We start from the raw sequence: 26,385 nt of genomic DNA, 5'->3' as shown, positions 1-26,385 counted from the left end.
CGGTCGAACATGTCGGTGCCGGGGGTGACAATTCCGCTATGGCATATGACGAGGAACTGGCCGACCGCATTCGGTTTCTGATCACACCGGGGCCCGAGCTGTCCGAGCGGAAGATGTTCGGCGGGCTGGCCTTTCTGATCGGCGGCAATATGGCGGTGGCGGCCAGCAGGCGGGGCGGCCTGCTGGTCCGGGTCGATCCGAAGGAAAACGACCGGTTGCTCGCCATCGAATTCGTCCAGCCCATGGTGATGGGCGGCCGCGAAAGGGTCGGTTGGCTGTACGTCACCCCTGACGCGGCCGACGACGACACGGTGCTGCGGGAATGGGTCGACCGCGGCGTCGGCTACGCGCGGTCGCTGCCGCCGAAAAAGAAGAAGTAGGTCAGCCGCGAACCTGCCTGCGGTAGGTGACCCGGTCGAACTCGCGGCCGTACTCGTCGACGGCGGTCACGTCCATTTCGCTCGCGAAGACGCCGGGACGGACGTCGACGCGCAGGAACGAGTAGTTGCGGAAGCGCACCCGCGACCACGGGGCGGCCTCGTCCTGCTTGTCGCCGCCGGCGGACCACACGTAGCTGTTGGGCACCGAGGTGTCCGGTATTTCGTTGCCGCGGTAGGACTCCCGCGAGCCCGGCTGGAAGTCGTAGCGAGGCCGACCGCCGCCGCCGACCGTGTAGTAGACGGTGCCGTCGGTCTCCGGGTAGACCACGGAGTTGTCGCCCGCGACCTTCGTCGCCGCGTTGCCGCGGATCGGGTCGGTGCGTTCGAACACGTGATTGTGTCCCTGCAGCACCAGGTCCACCTGGTAGTGGTCGAACAGCGCCACCCAGGCATCGCGCACGCCGCCGTCGCTGGCGTGCGCGTCGGTCGTGGAATAGGCGCAGTGGTGGAAGAAGCAGACGAGGAAGTCGATGCCGGGGTTCGCCCGGTAGGCGGCGAGCGTGCGTTCCACCCAACTCGTTTGCGCCCCACCGGAATACCCGGTGTTGGCGCGAATCTCGTAGGAGACGTCGTTGGCGTCGAGCGAGAGCACCGCGACATTGCCGTAGGTGAACGAATACGCCGACGGACAGCCGGACGGCCCGTTGCCGGGAAGGTCGAGTCGCGCCGTGTGTCCGCCGTAGCCGAGGCTGCCGTAGGTCGCCTCCATGTCGTGGTTGCCGGTCGCGAACATCCACGGCGTCTGCGCTGCGCTGGCCTCGATCGCGCCGAAGTAGACGTCCCACACGTACGGGTTGAACTTGTCGAAGCCGTCCGGGAGTTGCGCACCGTGCGAAATGAATTGGGCGGGCTTGCCCGCGCCGGACGGATCGGCGTAGGCGATGTCGCCCGCCAGGATGTGGAAATCCGGTCTGGCCGCGGCGATTTGGCGCAGCACGTTGGTGGCGTGCGGTGCGTTCGGATCGTTGTCGGCCTTGTAGTACTTGTCGTCGTAGTCGCCGGGCGCGACACCCGATGGCTGTGCCGGTGTTTCGTCGGTGCCCTGATCACCCATCATGGTGAAGCGGAACGGCACGATCGCGGCCCGTGCGGTGGGCATCGCGGTGGCGGCGGCGCGGATGTCGCCGGCGAACCCGTCGGCGGTGCGCCAGCGGTAGAAATGTGGCGCCCGGCCGGGCAGTCCGTCCACCGGCGCGTGCGCGTAGAACTGTTCTGCCGCAAGCACTCCGCCGTCGCTGCTCGGCAGCTGGGTCAGCAGGTTGCGCACCTCGGCCTCCACCGTCGCGCCGAGCGCGGGCGTGGGTCCGTGATCGAGAAATACCTTGGTGCCCGCGGGCTGCCTGGACAGCTGGGCCGCGAAGCGCAGCTGGCTGGTCGAATCCGGCCCGAACCCGACGTGGCGCCCACCCACCGCGAGCTGCGCGTCCTGGGCGTAGGCGCGCTTACCGAACGGCGACGTGCCGACCGCCGCCACGGCCGCGGCCGCCGCGGCCCCGCGCAGGATATTGCGGCGCGTCACCGGATGCCGGCGTAAATAGCCGCGGTGCCATTCGTGCTGCTCGGCCATTGTCATCTCGGCGGAGAGCCCGCCTGGAATTCCGGTTTCCGGAATATCGCCTACGGGATTCAGCGGATTCGACGCCATAACGACCGATGCTCTACCGCTCGAGCCGACCCGGCAACTCGACACTGCGAGCCGAGTGCGAACAATGGGTGAACTCTGCCGATCCGGACACCCGCCGCCAGACGACCCCGGCGCACATCCGAAGCCGGCAATTCAGCGACGACCAGCCCGAATTCACCTGTCCGTGCCCTGCGCCGCCCGATATGCTCCCGCGATGACGCCATTCACCCGCGCGACCGCCGTCGCGATCATGCTCGGCGCCGCCCTCGGCACTGGCGCTCCCGCCGACGCCACGCCCGGCACGGACATCACCGCCGTCACCCTCGCCCAAGCCCAGATCCCCGCCGGACTGCTCCCGTTCGTCGCGGGCACCGACCTCGTGGTCCGCGAAATCACCATCGCCCCAGGCGGTTCCACCGGCTGGCACTACCACGACGGCCCCGTCTTCGGCCTCATCCGCGCAGGCACCCTCACCCACCCCGGCCCCGACTGCGTAGCCCCCATCTACCACGCAGGCGATTTCATCTACGAACCCGAAGGCGACTGGAACGTCCACATCGGCCGCAACCTAGGCCCCGACCCCCTCGTCCTCGACGTCATCTACACCCCACCCACCGGCAAACCCCTCTTCCAAGACGCCCCCGCCCCACCCTGCGCCTAATCGATATCCGCACACTTATTGTGACTCGAACATACTTTCGATTCTCGAGGTATCTTCGTCGGCATGGTCGGTTCTCAACATGAAGCGTTGCACCGGATCTTCCAAGACCACCCAGCGATGTTCGCGCGCGCCTTCCGCGAGTTGAATGTCCCCCTGGATGACCCAACCGAAGTAGTTTTGCTACCAACCGATCTCACCGAGATCAGACCACTCGAGCGCCGAGTCGACACCCTATTACGGTTCACTACGCCGTCGGGTCGATTTCTGCTATTGGTCGAGGCCCAAGGTGAGGTCGACCCGGACAAGCCCTCGGCGTGGGCGTACTACCTGGCCCACGCCCACGCGAAGTACCGCCTTCCGGCAGTGCTCCTGGTCGTCTGCCACGACCGACGCACTGCGGAGTGGGCCGCCTGCCCCGCCGAGTTCGGCCCTTCGTTCTGGGCCAGCCTCACCATGCGCCCCCTAGTCCTCGGCCCGGACAACGTGCCCGTCGTGACCGATCCCGCCGTCGCAGCCGCCGACGTCCCCCTAGCCGCACTCTCCGCAATGACGCACGCCAAAGATCCATGCATTGATGCGATACTGAAATCGCTGGCCGCTGCACTGCGAGGGATTGACGAAGAGGACGCCTACGTCTTCGCCGAACTCACCGAACTCGGCCTGGGCAATAGCCAGGCCGCCGAAATTTGGAGGCACCTGATGTCGCTCGATCCGTCGTTCTTCCGTTCGGAGACCTCGCAGCGCCTGCGTGAAGAGGGGGAGATCAAGGCGGTCGTCAGAAGCATTCTCGACATCCTCGATGCGCGATCGATCGAAGTTCCGCCCGATGCTCATCTGCGCATCACATCGTGCGAAGACCAGGACGTGCTGCGTGCCTGGCTCCGTCGTTCGGCGACGGTGCCCAATGCTGCCGACCTCTTTGTCGATGATCGACATGCATAATCGGCGCACGACCCGCCCTGGAGGTCAGCATGCCGATTGACCTGTCGTTCTTCCGCTCGGAGACCTCACAACGCCTGCGGGATGAGGGATGGATCGAAGGGTGGATCGAGGGGCTGACCGTGGGACGCGTCATAGGCATTCTGCGGATCCTGGAGAGTCGTGGATTCGTCGTCGAGAAAGATGTGCGGGACCGCATCACGTCGTGCACCGACCTTGGTGTGCTGCGCGGTTGGCTACGTAGGTCGGCGACAGTTGCCAAGGTCGATGACCTCTTCGTCGATGACTAGGTGCAGTCCGGAAAGCCATGGTGGCCTTACCGAAGGTCCAGGTCAAACCCAGCGGAAAAAACTTTTGGGGAATTTGGGGAGATAGGTCGAAGTGGGGATGGTGGCTCCGACCAGAGGGTGACAGCAAGTCACACACCATCGGCGAGGAGCCCATCATGTCCGTCAATACTTACTTCTGGTTCGACAACGCGGCCGAAGAGGCAGCCAATTTGTATACCGCGGTGGTGCCCAACTCGCGGATCACCGATGTCTCCCGCAGCTCGGACGGGGCGGCATTTGTTGTCTCGCTCGACCTCGACGGCCACGCGGTCACCCTGATGAACGGCGGGCCGGGCCACACGTTCACCGACGCGGCCTCGCTGCAGGTGGTGGTCGAGACACAGGAAGAGATCGATCGGCTGTGGGACGCCCTCACCGACGGGGGTGAGCCCGGCCCGTGCGGCTGGCTCACCGACCGCTACGGCCTGTCCTGGCAGATCGTTCCCGCGGCGCTGCCCGCCCTGATGGGCAGCGCCGATCCCGCCAAGACCATCGCCGTCGGGACCGCCCTGCGCAGCATGTCGAAGCTCGACCTCGAGACGCTGCAGGATGCGCATGACAACGCCTGAGAGCGTTCAGGGTCGGATCATGCAGCAATTCGAGGCGACCATCGAGTCCGGTGCTGGTGGCGGCGCGTACGTCGCGGTACCGGGCGAGGTGGTCGCGGCGCTGGGCGGAGGCGGCCGGATTCCGGTCGCGGCGGCCTTCGACGGCGTCGAGTACCGCGGCTCCATCGCGGACATGGGCGCCGGGCCGTGCCTCGGCATGCTGAAGGCGATCCGCACCGAGTTGGGTAAGGAGCCCGGCGACCGAGTTGTGGTGACCGTGGTGCGCGACGAGGGCGAGCGAACCGTCGAGGTTCCGGACGACCTCGCCGACGCACTGCGATCCGCCGGTCTCCGCGCCGCTTTCGACAAGTTGTCCTTTTCGCGGCGGCGCGAACACGTCACCGCGGTCGTCGAGGCCAAACGCGCGGAGACGCGCACCCGGCGGATCGCGAAGGTCGTCGAGTCGCTGAGCTGATCCGCTACAGTGCGCCAGGATCGATGTCGGCGAACGTATCGACCCAACGATGCGGTGGGCGTGGCGGATTGGGCTCGCCGGGACGGGCGAGACCGATGGCATGCCAGCCTGCCGCGACGGCCGCGTCGACCTCGTCCGGGTGATCGGACAGGAAGAGGATGCGGTCGGCGGGGGCGCCGATCGCGCCCGCGATCTTCTCGTAGGACGCGGCCTCGCGTTTGCCGCCCGCGGTGGACAGGTCGAAGTGGCCGCTGATCAAGGAGGCCAGCTCGCCACCGCGGGCGAACGCGAACCAATCCTGTTGATTGCGAATAGATCCCGACGAATACACATACAGCGCGAGACCGTCGGCGTGCCAGGCGCGCAGCGCCAGCGGCACATCGTCGAAGAACTCGCCGTGCAGCGCGCCGTTGCGGAAACCTTCCGCGCAGATCAGTCCCTGGGCCGCCTTGAGCGACTCGGCCTTGACGTCGGAATCGAGCCAGCCGCGCAGGATGTCGGCAACCTCGTCGGTGTCGGCCTCGGGCCGCCCGGCCTGTTCCCGGGTGGCGGCGATGATGGGAGCCGCCGCGTCCGTGCGGTTTTCGGCCAACCACGCCGGAAGCCGTTCGCGGGTATAGCCGTACAGCTCCTCGCGCACCGAACTCGTTGGGCTGGTGGTCCCTTCGATGTCGACAACTACCGTGGTGATCATGAGTTGGTGAGCAGTTCGTCGAGGGTCGGGAACCCTTCGCTGATCCGGTCGCCGCTGAAATCGCCGACCCAGCCGTCTTCCTCCTCGAAGAAGCGGATGGCGATGAAGTCGGGCCGGCTGCCCATATCGAACCAGTGCAGGGTGCCCGCGGGCACCGAGAGCAGGTCGCCGCCCTCGCAGACGACGGCCAGCACCTCGTGCCCGAGGTGCAGGTAGAAGCAGCCGCGGCCGGCGGCGAAGTAGCGGACCTCGTCCTCGGCGTGCCGGTGCTCGTTGAGGAACTTCTCCCGCGCGCCCTTGGCGATCTGCGGCCACTCCGGGTTCGCGTCGTCCGGGTGGATGCGGGCGATATCGATGTGCTTGTAGCGCCCGGACTCGTTCAGTTCGGCGACCTGGTCGGTGTAGTGCGCGAGCAGCTCGTCGGAAGCGACCGCCGCGGCGTTGTCCACCACCGGCCAGCGACCGAAAGTGATGCCGTGCTTTGCCAATTCGGTGCCGATCACCGCGTCGTCGGTGGTCCGCACCCGCACGTCGGCCGCGTTGTCGGCGGCCATCACCTGGAGCAGGGTCATGTCAGTCCAATCTCGAGAATCTCGTCGTGCGCACCGAAGGCCTGACGCCGCCCGGTGCGGGCGACCAGCTCGCACAAGGCTTCCAGGCATTCGGCGCGATCGCGCGCCTGGGAAAGATTGTCCCCCCACGCGGTGATCCCGTGCCCGGAGATGAACAGGACCGGGGGAGCGGCGGGGTGATCGGTGAGGTAGCGCTCGATATCGGCGCCGATGCGCGGCACATCCGGCCAGTTGGGGAACACCGGGATGTCGATGGCGGCGGGATCGGTGCCACCGAGACCCTTGATCAGCTCATAGTCGGTGATGCGCAGGAACGTGACCTCGTCGGACGCGCCGGAGCGAGTCGCCAGCGCGGTGGCATACGGCGGATGGATATGCACGACGGCCTGCGCGGCCGTGGCTCGATAGGCCGCGGTGTGAATCGTGGTCTCCGCCGAGGGTTTCCGGCTGTTGCCCGCGATCGGCGTCGAATCCGCCACCTGCACGATCACCATGTCGTGTTCGGTGAGTTCACCTTTGGACAAGCCACTGCCGGTGATCACGGCCGTCTCGCCGGTCCGCACCGAGATGTTGCCTGCGGTGCCCGGCATCCATCCGCGCTGGTACAGCCCGCGCGCGATATCAGCAATTGCCTTGCCGGGCAGGAGATTCCCGCCGTCGACCGCGCGATGCACCACACCCAATTCGGTGACGACCGCCGTCACCAATTCACCTGGCGTCACATCGAACGCCGGATTGAACACCTCGGTCCCCTCGGGAGCCGTTGCGACACCACCGAATCCGATCACCTCGGCGGCCGCCCGCTCCTCCACAACGATGTCGCGCCCGGTCGCCATGTGCGGATCGCGGGTCGATTCCGGCGCCACCACGATGAACGGAATCCCGTGATGCCGAGCCGCGAGCGCGAGCGAATACGTGCCGATCTTGTTCGCCACGTCCCCGTTCGCGGTGACCCGATCCGCGCCGACCAGCACGCAGTCGACCTGCCCGGTCGCCATGGCCCAGGCGGCCGCGGAATCGATGGTCAGCCGATGCGGAATGCCCGCCTCGGCGAGCTCCCAGGTGGTGAGCCGCGCTCCCTGCAGCAGCGGCCGCGTCTCGTCGACCAGCACGTTCTCGATCGCCCCACGATCGGACAGCACCCGCAGCGTGCCGATCGCGGTGCCGAACGCGCTCGTCGCGAGCCGTCCGGTGTTGCAGTGGGTGAGCACGCGCAGCGGCCGGTCCGGGCAGAGTTGCTGCACCAGATCGGCGGCGTGCGTCGCGGCGGCCCGGTTGACCCGGCCGTCCTCGGCGAGCATGTCCAGGGTTTCGGCGAGCACGGCGTCGGCGCCCTGCGCGACCTTGGCGCGCACTCGTTGCACCGCCCACGCGAGGTTCACCGCGGTCGGCCGGGCGGCTGCGATGCGGTCGGCGTCGGCCTGCGCTCGAACCTCGTCCACCACACCGTCGACGGTGTGCGCGATGGTGGCGATGACCACGCCGAACGCTCCGGCGATGCCGATGGCGGGTGCGCCACGAATGGCCAGCACCTGAATGGCGTCGATGACCGCATCGACCGTGTCGAGCCGCAGCTCGCGGACTTCGTGCGGCAGCCCACGCTGGTCGATGGTGACCAGCGCACCGTCGTCCCAGATCAGAGAACTGTCGTCCATCAGGCGCATCCTTTATCGCGTGGAGCCGTGTTGTGCCTGGTCAACGGTATCGGACCGGGGTGGCTCGGAGAAAGTCGGCCGAACGTCCGCAGTCGATCACCGGCAGCTCGTGGCCGCGCGAGCCGGACTACTCGGCGGCGGCCTGGGCGCGCAGCTTCGCGGCCCGTTCGCGCGGGTCGTAGTTCGGCCCGACGCCCTCGATCAGCAGCAGATCGCCATCGATGTGATCGGTGCGCAGGCGGATGATCGCCTGATACGCGGGGGAGCGGTACCACGCCCGGGCCGTGTCCAGATCGGGGAATTCGATCAGCACCATGCTGCCGGGCCAGCTGCCCTCCGCGATCTCGGCCGGCGGGCCGTGGATGACGAAGTGACCGTGGAACGGATCCAACGTGTCCTGAATGCGCTCCAGGTACTCGAGGATGTCGGCGTGCGGCCTGCGGGCGCGCAGATGGGCGAAGCCATAGGCGGACATGAACTGTTCCTTTGCTCGGTAACGTCGCCGAGAAGCGACGCCGACCCGAACGTAGGCCGCACACCGGGGCGGGACAATTACCTCCGGGGTAAGCGCCGATCCGCTTATTCCGCAACGAATTCCGCTTCCCGCTCCACCGCCTCGATGGTGCCCGTCGGCACTCGGATCGGGCCGGGGGTGTAGGTGATCGCGCGCAGCGCGCCGGTGTAGCGGAAGGCGCCACGGCGCTCCCGCAGGTCCCAGGAAACCGGGCCCCTGGCGTCGACTCCGACAGAGATGCCGGTCCACGGCGACATGCCGACCAGTTGCACCTGGTCGCGAAGTTCGGCGACGCGGGTGCCGTCGACCTCGACGCTGAAATCCCAGCGCAGGCGCGGACGTACTGTCGCGGATACCGAGATCCGTCGGGTGCCCGGCGCGAGCGGACCCGTCGACACCGAGTCGTACCTGCCGTAGCTGTTCACCCCGAACGTCAGCCAGCCGTCCTCGAGGTAGAGCAGGTAGCCGCCGAGCGGATCACCGTGTGCGACAAGGACTCCCTCCTCGCCGGGCTGATAGTTGTCCAGCTCTGCGGTAATCGTGAAGTCCCGGTAGGCGATCAGGCGTTGCGAGCGGTAACGCTCCAACGTGGGAGTGCCGGGCAGCAGCCGCAGCGGCTCACTGAACCGCCGCTCCTCGGGCCGCCTGCGGGCCAGATCCTGCCGGGTGAGCAGCGGGAAAACGGTATTGGCCCAGGCGGATTCGTCCCAGGCGGCGGCCAGCTCGGCCGCCTTCTCCGGGAACTGCGCCGAAAGGTCGTGCAGCTCGGTCGGATCGGCGCGCACATCGAACAGCTGCCAGTTCGGCGCGTCGACATCGGCGCCGCGCTCATGCAGCGACAACAGCTTCCAGCCGTCGCGATAGAAGCCGCGATGTCCGGTCATCTCGGAGTACTGCTCGGTGTGCCTGGTGTGTGCCTGCGGATCGCGCAGCAACCCGGCGGCGGAGATTCCGTCGAACTCCTTGGCAGGCAAGCCGTTACGCGCACTCGGCCGCGGCAACCCGGCCAGCTCCAGCAACGTCGGCGCGAGGTCGGTGACGTAGGCGTACCCGTGCCGGATGCCGTTGTCGTCCTCGGTCCGCGCCAGCCCCTTCGGCCAGGACACGACCAACGGCACCCGCACGCCGCCGGCGAAGGTCTGTCCCTTGTAGAACCGGAACGGCGTGTTCGACGCCTGCCCCCAGCCGCGCGGGTAGTGCACGCCGAGCTGCGCGGTGCCGATCAGCTCCTCGTCGAGCGGCACGTCGCCGACCCAGTCCGGATCGTCGATATGCGCGAATTCGGCGAAGTAGGTGCGGGTTCCCTCCGGGCCGCCCTCGGCGGTGCCGCCGTTGTCGGAGGTGAACACCACGATGGTGTTGTCGAGTTCGTCGAGCTGTTCCAGGGTGTCGAGGATGCGCCCGAGGCTCTGGTCGATGCTGTCGACCATGCCCGCGTACACCTCCATGTACCTGGCGAAGCGGCGCTGCTCGTCTGCGGAGAGCGAATCCCATTCCGCCGCTTCGTAACCGGGCTCGGTGTTACGCGGCTTCTGCTCGGTGCCCTCGGGAAACAGGCCCTGCGCCAGCTGCGCGGCGAACCTGTTCTGCCGCAGCTTGTCCCAGCCCTCCGCGTAGCGGCCGCGGTACTTGGCCAGGTCGGCGGGCTTGGCCTGCAGCGGGCCGTGCATGGCGACGTGCGCGAAGTAGAGGAAGAACGGCTTGGTCGAATCGTGCGCGCGCAGATCCTTGATATAGGAGATCGCCTTGTCGGTCAGATCGTCGGTGAGGTAGTAGCCCTGCGGGTACTCCTCGACGTCGACCACGGAACTGTCCGACACCAGCTGATTCGGATAGTAGAAGGAGTTCAGGCCCTCCAGCGAGCCGTAGTAGCGGTCGAAGCCGCGCTGGGTCGGCCACGAATCCCGGTGCGCCGCAGGGTTCATCGTCGCGTCACGCACCAGATGCCACTTGCCGACCGCGTAGGTCGCGTATCCGTTGGTGCGCAGGATCTCCGGCAGCGTCAGCACGTCGTCGGCGAGTTCCAGGCGTAGGCCGGGATATCCGGGATCGGCGTTGGCGACGAAGCCGAAACCCGCACGGTGGGAGTTGATTCCGGTCAGCAGCGCGGCTCGCGATGGCGAGCACAGCGGCGTGGTGTGATAGTTCGTCAGGCGGACACCGCGCGCGGCCAGCCGATCCAGGGTCGGCGTGTCGATTTCGGAGCCGAACGGCCCGATGTCGCTGTATCCCATGTCGTCGACCAGCACCACGATAATGTTCGGCGCGTCCGCCGGTGCCGTCGGCGGAGAGGTCCACTCGGGGGTCGAATCCGCGGTGGTGCGTCCGATGGTGCCGGCAAAGGACTCATAACCGCGGGCATGGGAGGGAACAGGCATCGTGCCAGTAAACCGTGGAATATCGCCAGGTCACCAGCATTTCGCGCACAGTGCGCGGAACCGGTGGCCTGTCCGGTTGCTACCTGTTCGTCAACCACGATCTCGCGGTGGTGCATCGGGTGGCGGTACCGCGCGCCTGAGGCGCGGCGCAACGACCACAGCCGCGGCCGCCGGTTCCACTGTGAACCGGCGGCACGCGGTGCAGATCAGTTAGTTGTGGCCCATCCGGCGCTGATCGGCGTTACGCCGATCTTCGTCCGACTGGCGCTGGTTCGGCATGCGGTTGCCGTCCGAGGGGGCGCCGGGGCGGTTCATGCCCTGGTTCTGGTTTTGATCCTGGCGCTGCTGTTGCTGCTGCCGATCCATCTGCCTCGGCATTTTCTTAGGCGTTTTCTTGGACTTTTCAGCCATCTCCACTCGGTCCTTTCCGGGGATTGATATTCGCCTAACGTCACTCACGATAGCGAGCCGCGAGCAATTCCGGAAGGGAAAGTGAAAATTGCCTGTCGCATCGGCGATCCGGAGTGTTTCCCCAGGTAGAGGCGATATTGATGCGTTAAGGCTTGCGCGCTTCGATAAGAAAACGGGTCGAGTGGGCGACGAATGGACCATTTGCTTCGATCTCGTCGTGCATAGCCAGGAGCCGGTCGCGGTACCGGTCCACGGTGAAGTCTGGGACCATCCACGGCACCTTCCGCAGGAAGTACACGACCGCGCCGATATCGCCGAACTCGACGCGCAACCGTTCGTATCGGAGATCGACGATTTCGAGTCCGGCGGCGATCGCCGCGGCCCGATCGTCATCCGGATTGCGGCGCTTACGAATTTCCTCGGTTTGTGCGCCGATGAAATACTCGACGAGTTCGAAAACACTTGCATCGCCGACATGTTGCGCTAAATAGGTGCCGGATGGCCGAAGCACACGCGCGATCTCGGACCACCACACGGTGACCGGATGCCGACTGCTCACCAGATCAAAGGCATTGTCGCCGAACGGCAACGGCGGCTCATCCGGATCCGCGACCAACGCCACCCCCAGTGGATGCAGCAGCTGCGTCGCCTTGGCGATGTTCGGTGGCCACGACTCGGTCGCCACCATCAGCGGCGGCAGCTTCCCGGCCCCGGCGAGCACCTCGCCGCCACCGGTCTGAATGTCCAGTGCCGCAGCGACTTTGCCCAGTCGCTCACCCAGCACCCGCTGATACCCCCACGACGGCCGCTGCTCGCTGGCCCGCCCATCGAGCCACCCGAAATCCCAGCCGGCCACGGAGACCGCACCGGCCTCCGCCACCAGATCCTCGAAGCTGCGTCCCATGCCCCGATTGTTGCCGAGTGGTTGCCGTCGAGGCAACAGGTTTCCTACCCGGGCAGCGGCAGGAACTCGACCGTCGCGCCGTCGGTGGCGTCGGCGGGGACGATGACCAGGCCGTCCCGGTCGACGAGGCCGCCGAGGTGGGCGGTGCGGATGTTCGGGTCGCCGAGCCAGCCACCCTGCGGGGCGAAGCGGGCGGGGACGATGCGGGCGACCGGTCCCGCTATCTCGGCGGCATTGTGCAGCGGGCCGAGGAGGGGGTGGCGAGCGGCGCCGCCGGTGCGGCCCTCGACGAGGGCGGGAGCCAGCGCCAGCAAGGTGGCCACGGCGGCGAACGGATTGCCCGGCAGGCCGAGAACCGTAGTGCCCGAGGACAGTTCGGCGACAACAGTAGAGCCACCCGGCCGTAGTCGTAGTCGCCGCACCAGGACTCGTGCCTCGGTGCGGTCTACCGCGGCGCGTAGCTGATCGGCCGCGCCACTGCCCGTCGCGCCGACGATCACCAGCAGGTCGCAGTCGAGCGGTGCGGTGAGCACCTCGTCGAAGCCGTTCGGGGTGTCGCGCAGATGGACCCGGTCGGTGGTGCGAATCCCGTACCAGGACAGCAGGTCCGGCAGGATCGGTCCGATCGAGTCACGGGTCTGGCCGTTGTGCAGCGGACCCTCGCTGCGGATCTCGTCGCCGGTCATCACGATCCTGGCGCGGACCGGCCCACGCACCGCCGCGGCGGTCACCTCGACGCTCGCCGCCGCGGAGATCAACGCGGCGGTGACCGGAGTTCCCTGCGGCGCAACGAGATCGCCGGGGTGCCGGTCCTCGCCACGGCGGCGGACGTCGTCCCTGATCGGGGTGTCCGGTAGGCGATGCAGGCGGTCATCCGGTGCCACCCGGACGAATTCGTCGCGCACCACACCGGTGGTGCCGTCCGGCACGTGCGCGCCGGTGGCGATGCGCACCGCCTCGCCGGGCAGCAGCCCGACCGGGCGCTGACCGCCCGCGAACCCGATGTCGCGGCGCAACCGCCACGGCCCCTCGCCCGCCACCGCGTACCCGTCCATCGCGGAGACGTCGAAGCGGGGCAGCGGCCCGACGGCCGCCAAGGGCGCCGCGAGCGCCGCGCCGCGCACCGAGCGCAGGTCGGCTTCGTAGCTGATGAGCCGGGAGAGGTTGTCGCGCAGGATGTTCCGTGCCTCATCGAGGGAGAGCGCGGGTGTGGCGACCGCGGCGCGGGCCTGCCGCACTTCCTCGTCGGTATCGCAGTCGGCGACACCGGGCAGCGCGATGATCGCCGAATCGGCGGGAATCAGCGCCTTCATCGGCTGATTGATCAGCGAATCCAACCGGTTGAGCGCCGCCGCCAGCGCGGTCCGCCGCCACACCCCGATCAGATACTGCGGCCGTCCCGACTCGTCCGCCGCGAACACCGCGTCGGCCCCGGATTCGCAGGTATATCTGATCAACTCGGTGATCGACCGGGCGGACAGGAACGGCAGATCGGCCGCGAGCACCACCACCAGCGGCGCCGCCGAGCCGAGCGAACGCAAACCGGCGCCGATCGCCGCGACCGGCCCGGACCCGGGCGGCACCTCCCGCGTCTGCTTGATCTCCGGCGGCAGTTCGGGCCGGTGTGGCCCGACCACGACCGTGTGCGCGCACGAGGCGACGGCGGCCAAGGCGGCGTCGAGCATGGATCGACCACCGATGACGATCGCCGGTTTGTCGACACCGCCCATCCGGCTGGCCCGGCCACCCGCGAGCACGATCGCGTCGGCAGCGGTCACCGAGCGCGGCCTCGAGCTAGGTACACCATGGCGGACATGCTAATTCGTCGCCGCCGCACGGCCGGGAGGCGGCCTAGAGCAAGGACTGCCTACACGGTCGAGCAGTCGCGCACGGGCCGGAGCAGGCAGAACTCGTTGGTTTCCGGATCGGCGAGGGTGAGCCTCGGCGCGGTCGACGGGTGCACACCAGCGATCTGGGTGGCACCGGCGGCCCGCAGCCGGGCCACCTCGGCGGCCTGATCATCGAACGAGGCCAGATTCAGACGCAGCAGGTTGCGGCCGGACTTCGCCTCGGGCGTGCGCACGAACTCCAGCCACGAGCCGAGCCCGGTCGCCGACCGCAGCCCGGCGACCTGCTCGCCGCCGTGCGCGACCGGCCAGCCGGCCGCGGTGGACCAGAATTCGGCCAGTCGCAGCGGATCTCGGGTGTCCATCACGATCGCCGCGACGGCGCCGGTGTCCACATATTCCTCGCGCGGTTCGAGCACACAGAATTCGTTGCCCTCGGGATCGGCGAGCACCACCCACGGCACCGCGCCCTGCCCGATGTCGACGCGACGAGCGCCGAGCGACAGCGCGCGATCCACCTGCAGGCGCTGATGGTCGATCGAACGACTGGCCAGGTCGAGATGAATACGGTTCTTGCCGTGCTTGGCCCGGACGGCGGGCAGGAAGGCCAGCGCCAGGTCGGCACCGTCGGGGTCGGGGGCCGCCACGTCCACTTGTTCCGGGCGATCGATGGTCACGCCCCAACCGAGCAGTTCGGCCCAGAAGTCCGCGATGAACCGAGGCCGGTCCGCATCGAACACGACACACGCCAGGCGGGTGGACATGAACCAACGGTAGTCGTCGCGCCGCTCGCCGCGTGCACGTTCACGGAAACGGAAAACGCGCCGCCCGCAGGTTCACTCGTCCCTCTCGGATCGGCACACCCTCGGTCGCGAGCAGCCGCAGCTGCCGGTCCGCCAGATGCGCGGCGGGCTTGCCGCCGGCGCCGATCACCCGATGCCACGGCAGGTCGGCGGCGTCGGTGCGCATGATCCAGCCGACCGTGCGCGGTGTGGACAGTCCGGCGGCCGCGGCGATGTCGCCGTAGGTCGCCACCCGGCCGGGCGGGATCGAGGCCACCAGGGCTCGAACCCGCTCGACCTGATCGTCGGTGGTGGCCATCGCTCAGAGCACCGAGCGGATCAGCGCGGCCGTCTCAGCGGGCAGGGCCTGCGGGATCATGTGATCGCTGTCCCACTCGTGCACGGTGAGGCGGTCGCCGAGGTGCTCGGTGAGCGCGGCCAGGAACGCGGGCGTGACGAACGGCGGCTGTACCTTCAACGCTTGCACGAGCACCGTCGGCAGGTCCCGCGGTGGCAACACGAAGGGGCGGGCCAGCTGGCCCCAGTACGAGGTGATCGCGGGAAGGCTCATCCGCCAGGCGAAGCGGCCCTGCGACGTGGGCACCAGATGTTCGGTGAGCTCGGCCGCCAGAATGTCCGGCGCCACATCCGCCCAGGCGGAGGCGAGTTTGTCTTCGCGAGCCCTGGCCACGGACACGTAGTCGGGCTCGGCCAGCAGCGATTCGGCGATGCCGCCGACCAGATCCGGCTCGAGCGCGATGGCCGGATCCAACAGCACCAGCCGGCGAACCAGGTCCGGGCGGCGCTGCGCGAGATACAACGCACTCGCGCCGCCGAACGAGTGCCCCACCACAGTCACCGGGTCCGCGGTCTCCGCGACGAGCAACTCGACCAGGTCATCGACCACTGCCTCGAAGGTCCACGGCGGCAGCGCGCTCGATCGCCCGTGTCCGCGCAGGTCAGGCGCGATGATCCGGACGTCGGGGAGATGGTTGGCGGCCAGGTGTTCCCAGCGTTTGCCGTGGCCGGTCACACCGTGCAGGGCCAGCACCGCCGGTCCGGTCGCCGGGCCGAATCGATAGACATTCAGAGCAGACACCGGTCCATTCTGACCGGTGCCGCGAACACTCGTTGGGCGAGTCGCGCGAGGGGGCCGTCGGCGTGTCGGTCGTGTCTGTTGCAATAGCCCGCGTGGTGCGATCGGATAGCGCGGTGCGACTTGTTCGCCGGAACGTGGCGGCACCCAGGCCGCGCGCCTGGGGCGCCGACGTTCGCGCGCTGTTGGACGCCGCGGCCGCGGCCGGGCCGACGCGCCCGGGGTGGCGGCCCTGGCAGGTGCTCGGCGGACCGGGCACGGGCAAAACAGCGCTGCTCGTCGATCTCGCGGCCGAACGCATCGCGGCCGGGGACGATCCCGAATCCGTGCTGGTCCTTGCCCATTCGAAGCAGGCGGCGAGCGCGGCCCGCGACGCCATCACCGCCCGGTTGAGTTCACCCACCCCCTCGGCTTCGTCTTCGGCCGGCCCCCATCCCGGTCCCGACGCCGAGGGCGGGGTACCCGGCGCGACCAGGGAGCCGCTGGCCCGCACCCTGCACTCCTATGCTTTCTCGGTCCTGCGCAGGCACGCGACCGCGCACGGCAACCCGCCACCGCGTTTGCTGACCGGTGCCGAACAGGATGCGGTGCTGCGCGAAATGCTGCGCGGTGACCTGATCGACATCGCTGAAGGGGCGCACGGGCTGTGGCCGGAACGCCTGCAACCCGCGCTGGCGCTCGGCGGGTTCGCGGAACAGTTGCGTGACCTGATGCTGCGCGCCACCGAACGCGGGCTCGGGCCGGAGGATCTGGTGCGCCTCGGCCGCGAGCACGGTAAACCGGAGTGGGTGGCGGCGGGCAAGTTCGCGGTGCGCTACGAACAGACGATGCTGTTGCGCTGGTCGGTGGGCGTCGAGGCGCCGGAGGCGACCGCGCCCGCGCTGGATGCCGCCGAGCTGATCGGCGCCGCGCTGGACGCGCTGGCCGGTGACGCCGAACTGCTTGCCGCCGAACGGGCGCGGATCCGGTACCTGCTGGTCGACGACGCGCAACATCTCGATCCACAGGCCGCGATCCTGGTCAGGGCGATCGGGCACAGCGCGCACACCACCGTCGTCGCGGGCGACCCTGATCAGGGCATCTTCGCCTTCCGCGGCGCGGACACGCGGTTCGTCGCCGATCTGGCCGCACCGGACGGACAGCGCATCATCCTGCGGGACAACCATCGGGCCGGTGGACCGGTGCAGCTGGCGGTCGCCAGGATCGCGGCCAAGTTGCCCGGCAGTGCGCCGCAACGCTTTTCGCTGCCGAAGCGGGCCGAGCAACCGGCCGACGACGGCACCGAGGTACGGGTGCGGGTGCTGGCCACCCCGGCGAAAGAAGCCGCGCTCATCGCCGATCACCTGCGGCGGGCGCACCTGACCGGCGGGGTGCCGTGGTCGCGGATGGCGGTGATCGTCCGGTCGGTGCCGCTGTCGTTGCCGCCGCTACGCCGCGCGCTGCTCGCGGCGGGGGTGCCGGTGCAGCAGCCCGCGCTGGATACGCCGCTGGCCCGGCGGCGCGGTGCGGCCTGGATGCTGCTGTCGTTGCGCGCGGTGCTCGCGGGGGAGAAGGGCTCGGCGTTCGAGCCGGAGGACGCGTTGGATCTGCTCGCGGGTCCGCTCGGCGGTGCCGATCAGATCACGCTGCGGCGGTTGCGGCGTGGTGTGCGCCGCAGCGTGCTGGAGTCCGAGCGAAACCGGGCAAAGTCCGGGCGGGCAGCCCCGGAGAGTGAATATTCCGAGCGGAGTGCCGAACGGACAATCGAAAGCTCGGAGCGGAATGCTGGGCTGCCGGAACCGAGTCCGGGCAGTCTCGAGCGGGATGCCGACGACGCCGATTGGTATGGCGTAGAGCCTGAATGGACTCCGGAAGACTCCGAATGGCGGGGCAGCGAGGCCGAACAAGGTAGTGCAGCCAGCGAGGCCGAACAGCGCGATGAGGCTGCCGACCAGCCCATCAGCCCTGCCGATGCAAACGCCGAAGGGGCTGTCGGTGTGGCCGACGCTGGTGCTGAGAGCCGCCAATCGGGTGCGGATGACTCCGGCAGGCCCGACGAGAGTGGCGAGGCTGTCGAGCTGCGACACGGCATCGATCAATCCTCCGCAGAAGTGTTGCGGGATCTGCTGATCGGGGTCGGGGACTCGCGAATCCTGGATCGGCTGACCGATGTCGAGGCGGCGCCGCTGCGGCGGGTGCTCGACGCGTTGGAACGGGCCCGCAAGGCGCGTCGTCGCGGGGCGGGTCTCGAGGACGTGCTGTGGGCACTGTGGACCGCCTCGCGACTGGAACGCCGCTGGGTCGGGCAGTCCGAACGCGGCGGCGCCGTCGGCATGCAGGCCGACCGTGATCTCGATGCCGCCGTCGGGTTGTTCGACGCCGCCGCTGGCTACGTGGACCGGCTGCCCCGCGCGAGCATCGAAGGGTTCGTGGAATACCTGCTGCAGCAGGAGATTCCGAACGGCTCGCTGCCGCGCACCGCGCCGAAGGAGGCCGTCGCCCTGCTCAGCGCGCACGCCGCCGCGGGCCGGGAGTGGGACGTGGTCGCGGTTGCCGCTGTGCAGGAAGGGATTTGGCCGAACCCGCGGTCGCGCGGCACGCTGCTGAACACCGAGGACCTGGTCGATCTGACCGCCGGTGTCATCGATGGTGGTGAACAGGTGAGCCGCGCGGCGCCGATCCTCGCCGAGGAACGCAGGCTGCTGCTGGTCGCGTGCAGCAGGGCGCGGCGTTCGTTGCTGGTCACCGCGGTGGAATCGGTGTCGGGCGAACGGGATCTGGTTCCGTCGCGGTTCCTTGCCGAATTGCTCGGGCACGACGAGGACGGCGAACCCGGAGCGCTGCCGATCGCCGACCCCGGTCGCGCCCTGGTGATGCATTCGCTGGTGGCCGAATTGCGTGGCGCTGTCTGCGATCCCGAGTCTGACCCGGACCGCAGGCAGCGCGCCGCGCACCAGTTGGCTCGTCTGGCGAGTGCGGGCGTGCCGGGCACCCATCCCGATGATTGGTATGGCACAGCCGAATTGAGCTCGCAGCGGACGCTGTGGGAGGAGGACGACAGCGCGGTGGGCCTGTCGCCGTCCACCGTGGAGCTGCTGCGCACCTGCCCGCTGCGCTGGGCGCTGGAACGGCACGGCGGCACCGACGGCGACAACCCGCACGCCGTCAAGGGCAACCTGGTGCACACGCTGGTGCAGGCGCTGGCCGGGCAGGTGCCCGAGGCGCAGGTGCGGGCCGCGCTCGACAAGGCCTGGCAGTCGGTCGATCCCGGCTCCGGCTGGCATTCCCGGCAGGAGCTGCGCCGCACCGAGACCATGCTGGAAACCTTCATGGCCTGGGTGCGCAACACCCGCGGCGAACTCACCCAGGCCGGGGTCGAGGTGCCGGTCGACTGCGTGCTACCGCCGCGCACGGAAGACGAACGGCCCGTGCGGATTCGCGGCCGGGTGGACCGGCTGGAGCGGGATGCGCTCGGCCGCTTCGTGATCGTCGATGTGAAGACCGGAAAGTCGCCGGTCACCAAGCAGGCGGCGGTCGATCACGCGCAGCTGGCGACATATCAGGTGGCGGCGGCGATGGGCGCGCTCGACGCGGCCACCGAGGAAGCGCGTGCCGAGGCGGGTGAATCGGCTGCGGGCGAACAGGCTTCAGCCGCAGCCGAATCCGGCACGCTGGGTGAGCCCGGCGGCGCTCGGCTGGTGTACGTCGCCAAGCCGAGCAGCAAGGAGGGCGCCACCCAGCGCATGCAACCGCCGCTCGACCCCGAAGCCCTCGACAAGTGGCGCGACACCATCCACGACGCCGCCGCGGCCACCCAGGGGCCGAGCTACCTGGCCATGCGCAATGACGGCTGCCGCCACTGCCCGGTCGCGGGCAGCTGCCCGGTCCAGGACACCGGCAGGCAGGTGACCGACGAGTGAGGGAAAAGCGCTTCCGCGTCCCGCTGCCGATCTGTGGCGCCGAATGTCTGTGCTGCACGGTCATACCGGAGCGAGCGATCGATGCCGCTGCACACGCGAGTATCGGACGTCGCGGTGCGGTTCAGCGCGTCCGTCGTGCGCGGCCCCGCGGCCCGGTGCCCCCGGGATCGCCGGCGTGCGACGCCGATGAGGCGCAGCCGTGACCGGCGGACGGGTCACGCCGCATCAACTGGCCGACGCGCTCGGCCTGCCGCCACCCACCGACGAACAGGCGGCGGTGATCGCCGCACCACCCGGCCCGACGCTGGTCGTCGCGGGCGCGGGGGCGGGTAAAACCGAGACGATGGCCGCCCGCGTGGTGTGGATGGTGGCCAATCGCCTGGTGCTGCCCGACGAGGTGCTCGGCCTGACCTTCACCCGAAAAGCCGCGCAGCAGTTGACCGCTCGCATCCGGACCCGGCTGGCCCGGTTGGCGGGCGCGCCGCTGCTGCGCGAGCTCGACCCGTCGGGTCAGCTGCGGGCGCAGCTGTCCGGCGCCGAGCCCGAGATCAGCACCTACCACTCGTACGCGGGCAGGCTGCTCACCGAACACGGCCTGCTGCTGCCGGTGGAACCCTCGGCGACGCTGCTCACCCAGACCCAGCTCTGGCAGCTCGCACACCAGGTGGTGCGCACCTGGGACGGCGACCTGGACACCGACCGCACCCCGGTCTCGGTCACCGAGGCGATCCTCGCCTTGTCCGGACAACTCGCCGAGCATCTGGTCGAGCCGGAACAGCTGGCCGAGGCGCACACCGACCTGGAAAAGCTGGTGCACACCCTGCCGCCCGGCCCACGCCAGCGCGGTGGACCGAGCCAAGCCCTGCTCGGCATCCTCCAGGTCCAGCGCGAACGCATCGCCCTGCTGCCGCTGGTCCAGCAACTGGCCGACGCGTTACGTCGCCGTGGGGCCTTGGATTTCGGCGCGCAGATGTCCCTGGCGGCCCGCCTCGCCGCCGAGCACCCCGAGGTCGCCGCCGCCGAACGTACCCGCTTCCGGCTGGTCCTGCTCGACGAGTACCAGGACACCGGGCACGCCCAACGAGTCCTGCTGGCCGCACTTTTCGGTGGTGCACTCGAGGACGATGCGACGCCTGCCGAATCTGCGCCGGCTGACGCGCAGGGCGGGTCGCGTGTGCAGGAGCCGCGATACGTCAACCGGCCGATGAACGAGGAGTCGGAGCGACAACGACAGCGCAGCGCCGCCAAGCCCGCGAATGCCGTTGCAGAGGAAGCTGCCTTGCGCCGCCAACAGCGGCTGGCCGTCACGGCGGTCGGCGATCCGATGCAATCGATCTATGGCTGGCGCGGTGCGTCCGCCGCGAACCTGCCGCGCTTCGCCACCGACTTCCCCATGGCGCCCGGCGTTCCCGCGCCGACGCTGCCGCTGCTGACCAGCTGGCGCAATCCACCCGAGGCGTTGGCGTTGGCGAACCTGGTCGCGGACCCGTTGCGCCGCAAGGCTATCGAGGGTGGCGGCGTGACGGTCGACGCCTTGCGTGCGAAACCTGATGCGGGGCAGGGCGTGGTGGCCCTCGCGCTGACCGACACCGTTGCCGAGGAACGCGATTGGATCGCCGAGCGGATCGCCGAGGAGTGGGCGGTCCGTCGGGCCGCAGGGGAGCCACCGCCCACCTCCGCGGTGCTGGTGCGGCGCAACGCCGATGCATCACCGCTCGCGGAAGCCCTACGCGCGCAAGGGCTACCGGTGGAGATCGTCGGGCTCGGCGGTCTGCTCGCCACCCCCGAGGTCGCCGATATCGTCGCCACGCTGCGGCTGATCGCCGAACCCGGCTCCGGCAGTGCGGCGATGCGCGTACTCACCGGCGCGCGCTGGCGCATCGGCGTCGCCGACATCGCGGCGCTGGCCCGCCGCGCGCGCACTCTGTCGATCAGCCGCTTCTCCAGCGGTGACGCGCCGGAGATCACCGACGGGAGCACACTGGCCGCGGCATTGCGCGAGGTGGCGCCGGAACCCGCCGAACAGGCGGGCCTGGCCGACGCGATCGCCGATCCCGGTCCGCGCGAACAATATTCGGAGTCCGGTTTCGTGCGCATCGAGGCCTTGAGCAGGGAGCTCGCCGCACTACGCGAACGCAGCGGCCAATTGCTGACCGAGCTCGTCGCCGATGTGGAGCGCACCATCGGCGTCGGCGTGGAGACGCAGGCCCGTCGGGCCATGTCGGGCACAGGCGCCGGGCGTGAGCACCTGGACGCCTTCGCCGAGGTGGTCGCCGGGTACGCCGCCGACTCCGGTGCGGCGCTGAGCGGGCTGCTGTCCTTCCTCGCCGCCGCCGAATCGGTCGAAAACGGCTTGGAGCCAGGCGAAGTCGAGGTCGCCAAGGATCGGGTGCAGGTGCTGACCGTGCATGCGGCGAAGGGTCTCGAGTGGGAGATCGTGTCGGTACCGCACGTGGTACGTGGCGTGTTCCCGTCCGGAACGGCGTCGGGTACCTGGCTCGGCGCCCTCGCCGAACTCCCGACCAAACTGCGTGGCGACCGGCAACAGGACGACGCGGCCGAGGGCGTGCCCGTTCTCGACCTGGCCGACCTGTACGACCGCGCCGACCTCGAACGCGCCATCAAATCACACAAGGAAGCACTGGAACGCCGTCGCATCGACGAAGAGCGCCGCCTCTTCTACGTCGCACTCACCAGAACCGAACGCGTGCTGCTCGTTTCGTCGCATCACTGGGCCGAAACCGGAACCTCGCCCAAGGGCCCGTCCGACTTCCTGCTCGAATTGAAGCACGCCAGCGAATCCGCCGACAGCCCCGCCAACGGCGTCGTCGACATTGCCCGCTGGGACGACCCACCGGAGCACGACGCGGTGAATCCGTTCACCGACAACCCCGCCACCGCCGAATGGCCACGCGACCCGCTCGGCAACCGCCGCGACCCCATCGAACAGGGCGCCGCCCTGGTCCGCGCCGCCCTGGCCGAACTCCGCAGCAAGCCTGCCCCACCTCGCGACACCCCCAAAACAACCGACGTGGGCTCGGCGCTCGAACCAGATCAGGCTCCCGAGGGCCTCTTCGACGAAACCACCTTAGCCACCGACGAATTCAGCGAGCCCTACGCTCTCGAGCCGCCGGACGACATCGATGCCTTCCCGCCGGATCCCATGGACGCACCGGTCCACGCCCCCGACGAGCCTGCGCACCTCACCGATATCCCACCCGACCCCATGCACGATCACCTCTCCGACGAGGACATCGCCTTCGCCGCAGCGGAATTCATCGACGACTACCCCCTCGGTCCGACGCCGGACCCCGACGACCCCGATGGCTGGGCCGCCGACGTCGACGCCCTACTGGCCGAATTCGAATCCGAGCAGGCCGCCGCCGAGGAGGTCGAACTCCCCGGCCAGATCGCCGCGACCGCCCTGGTGGAGATGCGCGCCGACCCGACGAAACTTGCTGCGCGCCTGCGCCGCCCGCTCCCGTTCCCGCCCAGCCCGCTGGCCCGCCGCGGCACCGCGTTCCACGCCTGGGTGCAGCGCTGGTTCGGTTCGACCCGCCTACTCGGCCTCGACGAACTCCCCGGCGCGGCCGACAGCGCGGCCGCAGACGCGGGCGTGGACGACGAGCTGACCGCGATGCAGGACGCGTTCCTGAATTCGTCGTGGGCCAACCGCAGTCCGATCGACGTGGAGGTCCCGTTCGAAACGTCGTTGGCGGGCACCGTGATTCGCGGCCGGATGGACGCGGTGTTCGCCGAACCCGGCGGCGGCTGGATCGTGGTCGACTGGAAGACCGGCGCCGAGCCGACCCCCGCCGAGGAGCCCGCGGTCGCCATGCAGCTCGCCGTCTATCGGCTGGCCTGGGCCAGGCTGATGGCGGCCAGGACGGGCCGACCCGAGCAGGAGATGCTCGAACGCATCAGTGCCGCTTTCCATTACGTGCGCACCGGCCGCACCATCGCCCCGGCCGAGCTGGCCGGGGCCGCCGAATTGGCCGAGCTGATCAGGAATTCCGCGCCGACCGGCTCACCTTCAACGCCTGGGTGATCAGCGGGATCTGCAGCGGCAGCCGCAGCACCGTGCCGATCTTGAACAGCTGCGACGCCTTCTTGTTGCCGAGCGCGTCGGCGGCCATCTGCACGTTCGCCGGCAGGACCGCGAGGAACAGCAGCGCGGCCAGTCGCCCACCGAGGCTGCGGGTCCGCGGGATCACCAGGGCGGTGGCGACGCCGAGCTCGGCAACGCCCGAGGCGTAGGTGTAGTTCCGGGGCTCGCCGGGCAGCGCCTTGGGCACGATGGCGTCGAAGGGCTTCGGCATGACGAAATGCAGCACCCCCATGGGGAACAGCAAGGCGGCGAGGGCCAGGGCCGGCCGTCGACCGGAGTTGCGGACGGGGGTGTGCGCGTTATCTGCCATGAGGGCACCTTTACATCTATTAGGTGTTCGCGTCGAGACCGGGTGGTATCGCGGGCAGCAGGTAGGCTCCCGTGCTGTGCTGGCGGGACAAACAATGCCGGAGACATCCGACACGAGGACTATCAGGACGGGTGCGTCCGGTGTTCGGTGATCGAGCGCGCACGCTCGGGCTGTCGAATCGCCCGCATTTCGCCCTGGTCGGCGTGCTGCGCATCCCGGAAGTCCAGACCAGCCCGTGGATTTCACTGTCGCGCCGGGTGTTGTTCGCGGTCGGGTTGTTGTTCGCCGCGGCCCTGGTGGTCTACGTCGGCCGCGACGGTTACCACGACAACGCCGGCGATCCGCTCGGCTTCCTGGACGCGCTCTATTACGCGACGGTGTCGCTGTCCACCACCGGTTACGGCGATATCGCCCCGGTGACGGCCGAGGCGCGGCTGGTCAACATCGTGATCATCACCCCGCTGCGCATCCTCTTCCTCATTGTTCTCGTCGGAACCACCCTCGGCGTGCTGACGGAACGGTCCCGGCAGGCTTTCAAGATTCAGCGATGGAGGCACAGCGTGCGCAATCACACCGTGGTCGTCGGATACGGCACGAAGGGCCGGACCGCGATCGATGCCATGCTTGGCGACAACGTGCAGCCCGCCGACATCGTGGTGGTCGACACCGATGTCGTCGCACTGGACGCGGCTGCCAACGCGGGCCTGGTGACGGTGCACGGTTCGGCGACCCAGTCCGACGTGCAGCGGCTGGCCGGTGTGCAGAACGCGTCCTCGGTGGTGGTCGCCACCAACCGGGACGACACCGCGGTGCTGGTCACCCTCACCGCCCGCGAGCTCACCAAGAGCGCCAAGATCGTGGTCTCGATCCGCGAGGCGGAGAACACCCACCTGGTCCGCCAGTCCGGCGCCGACTCGGTGGTGGTGTCCTCGGAGACGGCGGGCCGGTTGCTCGGCATCGCGACGACCACGCCCTCGGTGGTCGAGATGATGGAGGACCTGCTCACCCCGGAGGAGGGGTTCGCGATCGCCGAGCGCGAGGTGGAGTCCGCGGAAGTCGGTGGCTCGCCACGGCATCTGGGCGACATCGTGCTCGGCGTGGTGCGCGGCGGCGTGCTGGCCAGGGTCGGCGAGCCGGAGGTCGACTCGCTCGAGGCGGGCGACAAGCTGCTCTACATCCGCCGCGCGGCCAAGTAAGGCCGCGCGAGGGGCGCTGTCGGCCCGGCGCGATAGTCTCGGTGGGTGCCGGTCTTTCAGCTCAATGGTGTTCCCAAGCTGTCCCGTTCTGTGCTCGATCGCGCCGAGGAGACGCGGGCCGACGCGCAGGCTCTCCAGGAGGGTTGGCGCGACGCCAAGCTGCTCCGGGTGAACGCCCGCGGCCAGGTCAGATACGAAGATGGCGCGCTCGTGCTGGACAAGGCGATCGACCTGTCGCCCGAGCCGAGCCTCGAGGCGGTGTTCCTCGGCATCGACGGCGGCGCGCACCTGTGGGCCGTGCGCGATCGTGAGCTGCAAGGCTCGCTGACCGATCTGCGCGGCATGTCGAACACGGTCGACGATCTCACCGCAGGCGTGCTCTCCGCCGCGGTGGCGCTGCTGAACTGGCACGACAAGGCGGGATTCAACAGCGCCGACGGCACGGCAACCACGCCGAGCAAGGCCGGTTGGTCGCGGGTGACCGAGGGCGGTTACGAGGAGTTCCCGCGGATCGATCCCGCGGTCATCTGCCTGATCCACGACGGCGGCGACCGGGTGTTGCTCGCGCGCCAGCACAGCTGGCCGGAGACGCTGTTCTCGCTGCTCGCCGGGTTCGTCGAGGCGGGCGAGTCGCTGGAGCGCTGCGTTGAGCGGGAGATCAAGGAGGAGGTCGGCGTCGATGTCCGCGACATCAACTACCTGGGCAGCCAGCCGTGGCCGTTCCCGCGATCGCTGATGCTCGGATTCGCCGCGGTCGGTGATCCGGCCCAGCCGCTGGTCTTCTCCGACGGTGAGATCGCCGAGGCGCACTGGTTCACCCGCGCGGAGGTGCGCGAGGCGTTGAACGCGGGCGACTGGTCGGCGCAGGGAACGGGCGCGCGGCTGTTGTTGCCGGGGTCGATCTCCATCGCCCGCACCATCATGGAGTCCTGGGCCGAGCTCGACTGAGCACAAGGGAAATCAGCGCGGGCCGAGCTGGCCCGCGCGTATTTCAGAACTGCGT

General features: G+C 69.0%; 24 protein-coding genes. 11 read left to right on the top strand and 13 right to left on the bottom strand.

Translation table 11 applies throughout. The annotated features are described in order from the left end of the window. The first annotated feature begins 38 nt into the window (after positions 1 to 38). Entirely contained in the window at positions 39 to 380 is a 342-nt protein-coding gene (locus ABZ942_RS11190) for a TfoX/Sxy family protein (RefSeq protein WP_357380706.1), read from the top strand. Between the two features lies 1 nt (position 381). On the opposite strand, the gene ABZ942_RS11185 is transcribed toward ABZ942_RS11190, so the two are convergent. After that, positions 382 to 2,085, bottom strand: a complete 1,704-nt coding sequence (locus ABZ942_RS11185) for a metallophosphoesterase (RefSeq protein WP_357380704.1) — start codon at positions 2,083 to 2,085, stop codon at positions 382 to 384. 229 nt (positions 2,086 to 2,314) lie between these two features. On the opposite strand from ABZ942_RS11185, the gene ABZ942_RS11180 reads away from it, so the two are divergent. The 5 genes from ABZ942_RS11180 (at position 2,315) to ABZ942_RS11160 (ending at position 5,016) form a co-directional block, all read left to right on the top strand. Further along, positions 2,315 to 2,725, top strand: a complete 411-nt coding sequence (locus tag ABZ942_RS11180; protein WP_357381850.1) for a cupin domain-containing protein — start codon at positions 2,315 to 2,317, stop codon at positions 2,723 to 2,725. 63 nt (positions 2,726 to 2,788) lie between these two features. Next, positions 2,789 to 3,667, top strand: a complete 879-nt coding sequence (locus ABZ942_RS11175) for a hypothetical protein (RefSeq protein ID WP_357380702.1) — start codon at positions 2,789 to 2,791, stop codon at positions 3,665 to 3,667. A gap of 29 nt (positions 3,668 to 3,696) precedes the next feature. Continuing rightward, on the top strand, positions 3,697 to 3,954 hold the full coding sequence (locus tag ABZ942_RS11170; protein ID WP_357380700.1) for a hypothetical protein: 258 nt from the start codon (positions 3,697 to 3,699) through the stop codon (positions 3,952 to 3,954). 155 nt (positions 3,955 to 4,109) lie between these two features. Beyond that, positions 4,110 to 4,562 carry a VOC family protein gene (locus ABZ942_RS11165; protein ID WP_357380698.1) on the top strand — a complete coding sequence of 151 codons (453 nt, stop codon included), beginning with the start codon at positions 4,110 to 4,112 and terminating at the stop codon, positions 4,560 to 4,562. 19 nt (positions 4,563 to 4,581) lie between these two features. Beyond that, positions 4,582 to 5,016 (top strand): YdeI/OmpD-associated family protein, encoded by a 435-nt coding sequence (locus tag ABZ942_RS11160; protein WP_357380697.1) that lies wholly within the window; start codon positions 4,582 to 4,584, stop codon positions 5,014 to 5,016. Between the two features lie 4 nt (positions 5,017 to 5,020). Here the strand turns inward: ABZ942_RS11160 and mtnC are convergent, their stop codons facing one another. The 5 genes from mtnC to ABZ942_RS11135 form a co-directional block, all read right to left on the bottom strand. Next, the gene (gene mtnC / locus ABZ942_RS11155) at positions 5,021 to 5,710 is read right to left on the bottom strand and encodes an acireductone synthase (protein WP_357380695.1); all 690 of its coding nucleotides are present in this window, start codon (positions 5,708 to 5,710) and stop codon (positions 5,021 to 5,023) included. Then, entirely contained in the window at positions 5,707 to 6,282 is a 576-nt protein-coding gene (locus ABZ942_RS11150; RefSeq protein ID WP_357380693.1) for a cupin, read from the bottom strand. The genes mtnC and ABZ942_RS11150 overlap by 4 nt, the downstream gene beginning before the upstream one ends. Next, positions 6,279 to 7,937: an S-methyl-5-thioribose-1-phosphate isomerase gene (gene mtnA / locus ABZ942_RS11145; protein WP_357380691.1), complete on the bottom strand. Its 1,659-nt coding sequence runs from the start codon at positions 7,935 to 7,937 to the stop codon at positions 6,279 to 6,281. The genes ABZ942_RS11150 and mtnA overlap by 4 nt, the downstream gene beginning before the upstream one ends. Before the next feature lie 127 nt (positions 7,938 to 8,064). Continuing rightward, positions 8,065 to 8,412, bottom strand: a complete 348-nt coding sequence (locus ABZ942_RS11140) for a DUF1330 domain-containing protein (protein ID WP_357380690.1) — start codon at positions 8,410 to 8,412, stop codon at positions 8,065 to 8,067. A 104-nt stretch (positions 8,413 to 8,516) separates the two neighbouring features. Continuing rightward, complete coding sequence (locus ABZ942_RS11135) at positions 8,517 to 10,829, bottom strand: arylsulfatase (RefSeq protein ID WP_357380688.1); 2,313 nt, start codon at positions 10,827 to 10,829, stop codon at positions 8,517 to 8,519. A gap of 14 nt (positions 10,830 to 10,843) precedes the next feature. On the opposite strand from ABZ942_RS11135, the gene ABZ942_RS11130 reads away from it, so the two are divergent. Then, positions 10,844 to 10,969 (top strand): hypothetical protein, encoded by a 126-nt coding sequence (locus tag ABZ942_RS11130; protein WP_357380686.1) that lies wholly within the window; start codon positions 10,844 to 10,846, stop codon positions 10,967 to 10,969. 70 nt (positions 10,970 to 11,039) lie between these two features. Here ABZ942_RS11130 and ABZ942_RS11125 read toward each other — a convergent pair whose 3' ends face one another. The 6 genes from ABZ942_RS11125 to ABZ942_RS11100 form a co-directional block, all read right to left on the bottom strand. Continuing rightward, positions 11,040 to 11,240, bottom strand: a complete 201-nt coding sequence (locus tag ABZ942_RS11125) for a hypothetical protein (RefSeq protein WP_357380684.1) — start codon at positions 11,238 to 11,240, stop codon at positions 11,040 to 11,042. 145 nt (positions 11,241 to 11,385) lie between these two features. Beyond that, a complete protein-coding gene (locus ABZ942_RS11120; protein ID WP_357380683.1) occupies positions 11,386 to 12,144 on the bottom strand; it encodes a class I SAM-dependent methyltransferase in 759 nt (252 codons plus the stop codon). A gap of 44 nt (positions 12,145 to 12,188) precedes the next feature. Further along, positions 12,189 to 13,922: an NTP transferase domain-containing protein gene (locus ABZ942_RS11115; protein WP_357380681.1), complete on the bottom strand. Its 1,734-nt coding sequence runs from the start codon at positions 13,920 to 13,922 to the stop codon at positions 12,189 to 12,191. An 89-nt stretch (positions 13,923 to 14,011) separates the two neighbouring features. Next, positions 14,012 to 14,755, bottom strand: coding sequence for a VOC family protein (locus ABZ942_RS11110; RefSeq protein WP_357380679.1), 744 nt, complete (start codon positions 14,753 to 14,755; stop codon positions 14,012 to 14,014). Positions 14,756 to 14,795: 40 nt separating this feature from the next. Then, positions 14,796 to 15,092: an MGMT family protein gene (locus ABZ942_RS11105; protein WP_357380677.1), complete on the bottom strand. Its 297-nt coding sequence runs from the start codon at positions 15,090 to 15,092 to the stop codon at positions 14,796 to 14,798. Positions 15,093 to 15,095: 3 nt separating this feature from the next. Next, positions 15,096 to 15,872: an alpha/beta fold hydrolase gene (locus tag ABZ942_RS11100; protein WP_357380675.1), complete on the bottom strand. Its 777-nt coding sequence runs from the start codon at positions 15,870 to 15,872 to the stop codon at positions 15,096 to 15,098. Between the two features lie 95 nt (positions 15,873 to 15,967). Between ABZ942_RS11100 and ABZ942_RS11095 the strand changes: the two genes are divergently transcribed. Beyond that, a complete protein-coding gene (locus tag ABZ942_RS11095) occupies positions 15,968 to 19,768 on the top strand; it encodes a PD-(D/E)XK nuclease family protein (protein ID WP_357381848.1) in 3,801 nt (1,266 codons plus the stop codon). Between the two features lie 199 nt (positions 19,769 to 19,967). Continuing rightward, positions 19,968 to 23,816 (top strand): ATP-dependent DNA helicase, encoded by a 3,849-nt coding sequence (locus ABZ942_RS11090; RefSeq protein ID WP_357380673.1) that lies wholly within the window; start codon positions 19,968 to 19,970, stop codon positions 23,814 to 23,816. On the opposite strand, the gene ABZ942_RS11085 is transcribed toward ABZ942_RS11090, so the two are convergent. After that, entirely contained in the window at positions 23,773 to 24,186 is a 414-nt protein-coding gene (locus ABZ942_RS11085; protein WP_357380672.1) for a hypothetical protein, read from the bottom strand. The two genes, ABZ942_RS11090 and ABZ942_RS11085, sit on opposite strands and share 44 nt — an antisense overlap. A 131-nt stretch (positions 24,187 to 24,317) precedes the next feature. Here ABZ942_RS11085 and ABZ942_RS11080 point away from each other — a divergent pair, with 131 nt between their 5' ends. Together ABZ942_RS11080 and nudC are read left to right on the top strand one after the other, a co-directional pair. After that, on the top strand, positions 24,318 to 25,382 hold the full coding sequence (locus ABZ942_RS11080; protein ID WP_357380670.1) for an NAD-binding protein: 1,065 nt from the start codon (positions 24,318 to 24,320) through the stop codon (positions 25,380 to 25,382). 45 nt (positions 25,383 to 25,427) lie between these two features. Then, a complete protein-coding gene (gene nudC / locus ABZ942_RS11075) occupies positions 25,428 to 26,330 on the top strand; it encodes an NAD(+) diphosphatase (protein WP_357380668.1) in 903 nt (300 codons plus the stop codon). Positions 26,331 to 26,385: the final 55 nt, after the last annotated feature.

The organism is Nocardia sp. NPDC046473, assembly GCF_040645995.1.
Taxonomy (GTDB): Bacteria; Actinomycetota; Actinomycetes; order Mycobacteriales; family Mycobacteriaceae; genus Nocardia.
The sequence above is the reverse complement of the archived record's forward strand: the minus strand, read 5'-3'. Positions and strand labels throughout refer to the sequence as shown.

Excerpts from the sequence above, each read along its gene's own strand:
- ABZ942_RS11085 (WP_357380672.1), bottom strand. The coding sequence starts at position 24,186 with ATGGCAGATAACGCGCACACCCCCGTCCGCAACTCCGGTCGACGGCCG.
- ABZ942_RS11190 (WP_357380706.1), top strand. The coding sequence starts at position 39 with ATGGCATATGACGAGGAACTGGCCGACCGCATTCGGTTTCTGATCACA.
- mtnC (WP_357380695.1), bottom strand. The coding sequence starts at position 5,710 with ATGATCACCACGGTAGTTGTCGACATCGAAGGGACCACCAGCCCAACG.
- mtnA (WP_357380691.1), bottom strand. The coding sequence starts at position 7,937 with ATGGACGACAGTTCTCTGATCTGGGACGACGGTGCGCTGGTCACCATC.
- ABZ942_RS11150 (WP_357380693.1), bottom strand. The coding sequence starts at position 6,282 with ATGACCCTGCTCCAGGTGATGGCCGCCGACAACGCGGCCGACGTGCGG.
- ABZ942_RS11120 (WP_357380683.1), bottom strand. The coding sequence starts at position 12,144 with ATGGGACGCAGCTTCGAGGATCTGGTGGCGGAGGCCGGTGCGGTCTCC.
- ABZ942_RS11175 (WP_357380702.1), top strand. The coding sequence starts at position 2,789 with ATGGTCGGTTCTCAACATGAAGCGTTGCACCGGATCTTCCAAGACCAC.
- ABZ942_RS11160 (WP_357380697.1), top strand. The coding sequence starts at position 4,582 with ATGCAGCAATTCGAGGCGACCATCGAGTCCGGTGCTGGTGGCGGCGCG.
- ABZ942_RS11170 (WP_357380700.1), top strand. The coding sequence starts at position 3,697 with ATGCCGATTGACCTGTCGTTCTTCCGCTCGGAGACCTCACAACGCCTG.
- ABZ942_RS11140 (WP_357380690.1), bottom strand. The coding sequence starts at position 8,412 with ATGTCCGCCTATGGCTTCGCCCATCTGCGCGCCCGCAGGCCGCACGCC.
- ABZ942_RS11135 (WP_357380688.1), bottom strand. The coding sequence starts at position 10,829 with ATGCCTGTTCCCTCCCATGCCCGCGGTTATGAGTCCTTTGCCGGCACC.
- ABZ942_RS11105 (WP_357380677.1), bottom strand. The coding sequence starts at position 15,092 with ATGGCCACCACCGACGATCAGGTCGAGCGGGTTCGAGCCCTGGTGGCC.
- ABZ942_RS11180 (WP_357381850.1), top strand. The coding sequence starts at position 2,315 with ATGCTCGGCGCCGCCCTCGGCACTGGCGCTCCCGCCGACGCCACGCCC.
- ABZ942_RS11165 (WP_357380698.1), top strand. The coding sequence starts at position 4,110 with ATGTCCGTCAATACTTACTTCTGGTTCGACAACGCGGCCGAAGAGGCA.
- ABZ942_RS11125 (WP_357380684.1), bottom strand. The coding sequence starts at position 11,240 with ATGGCTGAAAAGTCCAAGAAAACGCCTAAGAAAATGCCGAGGCAGATG.
- ABZ942_RS11185 (WP_357380704.1), bottom strand. The coding sequence starts at position 2,085 with ATGGCGTCGAATCCGCTGAATCCCGTAGGCGATATTCCGGAAACCGGA.
- ABZ942_RS11110 (WP_357380679.1), bottom strand. The coding sequence starts at position 14,755 with ATGTCCACCCGCCTGGCGTGTGTCGTGTTCGATGCGGACCGGCCTCGG.